This is a genomic window from Candidatus Desulfofervidus auxilii (assembly GCA_030262725.1).
Taxonomy (GTDB): Bacteria; Desulfobacterota; Desulfofervidia; order Desulfofervidales; family Desulfofervidaceae; genus JAJSZS01.
In genome coordinates this window covers 1-4,436 of sequence record JAJSZS010000056.1, presented here as the reverse complement: position 1 = coordinate 4,436, position 4,436 = coordinate 1, and the positions used below count along the sequence as shown (strand labels likewise).

At 36.1% G+C, this 4,436-nt stretch carries 4 protein-coding genes; 1 reads left to right on the top strand and 3 read right to left on the bottom strand.

Annotation, left to right across the window (positions count from 1 at the left end; all coding sequences use genetic code 11):
• The coding region (locus LWW95_11695; protein MDL1957689.1) for a hypothetical protein at window positions 1-413 on the top strand (413 nt) is incomplete at its 5' end.
• Window positions 414-1,189: 776 nt separating this feature from the next.
• On the opposite strand, the gene LWW95_11690 is transcribed toward LWW95_11695, so the two are convergent.
• Genes LWW95_11690 through LWW95_11680 form a run of 3 tightly spaced genes read right to left on the bottom strand, consistent with a single transcriptional unit; the run spans window position 1,190 to window position 3,636 of the window.
• The gene (locus tag LWW95_11690; GenBank protein ID MDL1957688.1) at window positions 1,190-2,293 is read right to left on the bottom strand and encodes a hypothetical protein; all 1,104 of its coding nucleotides are present in this window, start codon (window positions 2,291-2,293) and stop codon (window positions 1,190-1,192) included.
• Window positions 2,277-3,449 carry a hypothetical protein gene (locus LWW95_11685; GenBank protein ID MDL1957687.1) on the bottom strand — a complete coding sequence of 391 codons (1,173 nt, stop codon included), beginning with the start codon at window positions 3,447-3,449 and terminating at the stop codon, window positions 2,277-2,279. The genes LWW95_11690 and LWW95_11685 overlap by 17 nt, the downstream gene beginning before the upstream one ends.
• Before the next feature lie 40 nt (window positions 3,450-3,489).
• Complete coding sequence (locus LWW95_11680) at window positions 3,490-3,636, bottom strand: hypothetical protein (GenBank protein MDL1957686.1); 147 nt, start codon at window positions 3,634-3,636, stop codon at window positions 3,490-3,492.
• Between the last annotated feature and the right edge of the window lie 800 nt (window positions 3,637-4,436).

Genomic DNA, 4,436 nt, shown 5'->3' with positions numbered 1-4,436 from the left:
CAGAAGACGCAAAGGCGAGCGAATGTGGCAGTGTGCATCGTGACGGAAACTGCGATGAAGGATGCGTGCTTGCGAGGATATCACCGGAATACGGAATGCTCTCAATCACAACAAGAGGTGCGAGAAGGTTGCGGGAGGCGATAGGCGATGCGTATTTCGTGCTGACGGATGATTTTGTGCCCGGAAACACGATATTCGCGGGCGGTGTGCTGCACGCAGACGAGAAAATACGCGTGAACGATTATGTCATATTCTCAAGCAGAAATGAAAGCGTTTTCGGCGTGGGAAGAGCGAAGATGAGCGGATGGGAGATGATTGAATCCGTGAGAGGTGTCGCAGTTCAGGTTAGAGAATTTGAATGTCATCGTGACGACATCAACAGCAGCCGGCGCTTGCGGCAGAGCACAGCGTGACGCAGTGGTGATGTGACAACTGAGCGCTTTCAAATTGCTGCCGGCAGGTCTTGCTATCACTCCCCAGTTTCGTCAATATGGTATTCTGCAGTTATCGCGCAGTTGCAGTTATCGCGCAGAGGAAAGCATCGTATTCCTGCTTGAAGCGTTTGTTATTTTGTGGTATTGTAATATTCGCCCGGAAGCACTTCAACTTCACATTTTCTCATTATGAGTGATGAGATGCGCATGCCACGCATTGAAAGCTGCCGCATGAATGTTGTGAGAGGTAACACGGGACATATGCGCATCACCGCGATATCGCAATCTCTGAAAGGAGCTCCTGTGAGAGTCCATACCCACCACACGCTATACCCACCACACGCGGATTATGCGCAATATTCAGAATCTCTTCATCTGTGCGAACTGAGTGAAATGATATGAGATATAATCACAGTATATCACAGTCATATATGCAAATCCCTGTGATGTTTCGAGGAGAACCCGCAAGTCTGTTCCGATAACACTCTTTTCTCTTTTCATCTCAGATGTTATATGAGCTCAGATATCGACGTTCCGGGGATATGTGAAGTTTCGCCTTGCGAAATTTGGGCAAGCGTGAGCGAGCCACATATCCTCCTGTTAAGTGACCCCGGGCAAGGTGCGAAGCACCGCAGAGTGACCCAGCCCGCCATGTTAATATGTTAATTTCTTTCAATTTCTCCTAATTTTTGACTTCTCTTATTATATCTTGATTGAAGCCTATCTTTGAATCTCGTTAGCACTTTAAAATTTAATTATTTTTTGTGACGGAAATAATTCCTGATGGCTCCAATACCAGTAGCAACGGATATAATTCCCGCTGCTAAAGTAATAATATTCACTAAAGTTTGATTATTAATTAATTCAATAGTTTCTTCTCTAAAGCCATATAGCAAAAAAGTTATTAAAAATGAAAATATACTTATTATAGTATATTTAAATATTTTTCTCCTTCTCCTTCTACGTTTTTGTTTTTCATATTCGTTAAATAATTCCTCAGCTTTTATATTTCTAATGTTTAAATAATAACTAAGTATAGATCTAGCCATTACTATCTTTACATATGGTGTTTTATCAAAATCCCCTCCTGCTAGTGGCTCAGAATAAAAATCTCTATCTTTCCACTTTTTAAGAATAAATTTTATAGCATCTTTCAAAATTTCTTCTATAGAACTTTTTACTTTTTCAGAAGAAGTATAATTATATATTTCACTTAAGTTAACAATTACATAAATAGTAGAAATTAGAGTTTCCCAAAACCTGTATCCACTTTGAAAATTTGATTTATTTGTAACAACCTTAAGTATTTTACAAGAAATGTTCTCATCAAGTATTTTTCTGAGTTCTAAATTGAGAAGAGTATATGTTATTTTTTGTGCAGTCCATTTATTGTATTCTTCTCTGCTTATGTCATCTATGACTTCTTTTATTATTTCATGGCTAAGTTCAGTATCTTTACCTAAAATTCTAAATACACACTCTAAATAGAACTCTTTTATAGGTGAGTGGGGGTGATGAAAGACACCCTGCTTAATTATATTTTCAAGTTGTTTAAGTGCATCCTCTAGGGTGCTTCTATCAGCACCAAGGTAAATTAAAGGTAAACATCGCCAGTAAGAATATTCACAACTAGCAAATATTGGACTTGATAGCAGATCTAATACACATCTTTTACATTTATAAATGTCTCCCCAAATCAGTTTACTTAATAAAAGTCCTATTTGACAAGAGATGACTGCTCTATGAAGATTAGACCAATGTTCTTCATCCCAACTACCGTCGTCCTGCTGTTTTTTACATAAGTCCTCTATAAATTGAAGTATTTCAAAAAGTACTCTCTTTTCATCCCTTGTAATCATTACTCTCGCCTCCTTCATAGAGAACCAGGCTTTTACTCAACGACTCACAAAATTTAGATTTATCTTTAACATTAATTAGTGCTCCTGCCGCTTTTGGGTGACCCCCAGAAGTAATAGGTTTAAAGAACTTTCTTTGTAATTTTAGCAGGATTATTAAATTATAATTGTTACTATTGTTGGTTCTCAGTTCAAATTGAATTTTATCTTTATATTTAAAACCAATGCAAAAAATAAAAGATGGGAATTCAATAGCAAGCCGAGTTGCTATAATCCCAACACTAAAGGTTGATACATTGAGAACCTTACATATTAGCTTTGATTTACTTGAATTAATTATTTTTTTTATATTTTCAATATTAGTTATTGCATCTTTATCAACTTTTTTCAGCATCTGTCTGAGGTTATACATCTTTTCTAATTTAGAAAGAACTTCATTTACATAGTATTTTTCCATAAGGTCAATCATTTTACAGACAATATCGCTCTTATCTAATTGAGGATTTGCTCTAAAATAAGCATTAAGTAAAGATGTATAAGTTCCTAACTCAGAATCCCAGATAGATTGATTTCTATCAAGTTTAATGAATCTCTCTACATTACGCCTTACCCAAGGAAAGTCATCTAAGCTATTATCACCAACTAATCCTATAGCTACAAATGGAATATAGCTGTGTTTAAAATTGTTAATATTAAATAATAATGAGGCACTAAAATAAGATGCAGGTATATTTAAATTTATATCTCTTGAATTAATATATATAGCATTATTAGATAATTTATCCTTTTCAAAGTTTAGTATCAAATGATGATCATATATTATAAGCGCGGATTTCTTACTTACTCTATTGACGATATCTGTTTCTTGTATAATCGGTAAGTCAACACATATAATTGCGTCAGGATTTACTTGCTGTTGTACTGAATTTAACCAATTAAAATCGTATTGAAAGTTAAACACCGGTTTCTCTATTATATTTGCTCTACTGTTTATATATTTTAAAAATTTAGAGATAAATACAGCAGCAATAAGACCGTCAGCATCTGCATTATAACATAATAAAACACAACTAGGATTTATCTTATTTAATGTATTTGTAATTAAATTCAACTTCTCCAAATACCATTTATGTTTAATTTCATTAAACATTTGCTTCATTGTTCCCTCTTCATAGTTATAATTCACTATAGTTATTTAATTATTGGTTATTTTCTAATACAGGCTTGGGCATTTCACTTAACATAGTATATCCAAACTTAATTCGTATATCATTCCAAATTAGTGGTATATCAGAACATGGTTCGCATATACATCCCTTTGGTTGAACTCCTCCATATTCAATCATTTTCTCCTCCGTTTACCTCAATCCCGTCCCATTTTGGTGGTACATCCGAACTACTCCGCATATACATCCCTCCGAATGAAACTCCTATCTCCTCGATTTTCCTTCCTTTCATCCTTTTGCACCTCCTCCATTCTCTATCTCAAACAACCTGTCCAAAGGACTTTTTATCTTCCCTATAGGGTGCATTACCTGATTTTTATAACGGGAAAATATATATAAAAGCTTTTCAATTTTTGTTTTTATGCTACCCATTTAGATAAGAATTTAGAAAAACAAAGCAATTGGTCCGGGGTGCACTCTTATTAGTATACAACAAGAAACAGTATGTGCCCACCACCTCTCACTGAGGGGCATCCAGTGAGGCTCATCGGTGCTTCATCGGGGAGACTTGCCTCAGCCTTCCCAGATTAAAAGAGATGCTGGCAGAGGAGGAATGGAAGGATGTAGATTGACGATGGTTTTGGAAGAGGTTATCTCATACAGTGATGCTCCACATCAAGGGCTGAATGGTCTATCTCCAAATGTAAAAGGAGGCTGATGTGTGTGGCATCTGGTTGACTATAATACAGTCTGACAATTTTTCTTCATCTCAATTTCGTCCACATTTACCCCTGATTTTGATTAGAAGTTACCGTATTTGACCGAGAACCTATACTTTTTTAATCTGCTCTGTACCATGAGGATATCGCTCGCAAATCTCAAGTGCTTCTTTTAACACGCTCATCGCCTTGCTGCATTCCTTGCTGTATTCCTGAATCCCGCTATATAAAATCCCCGTAAGGCATCTCGCCTGCTCTATC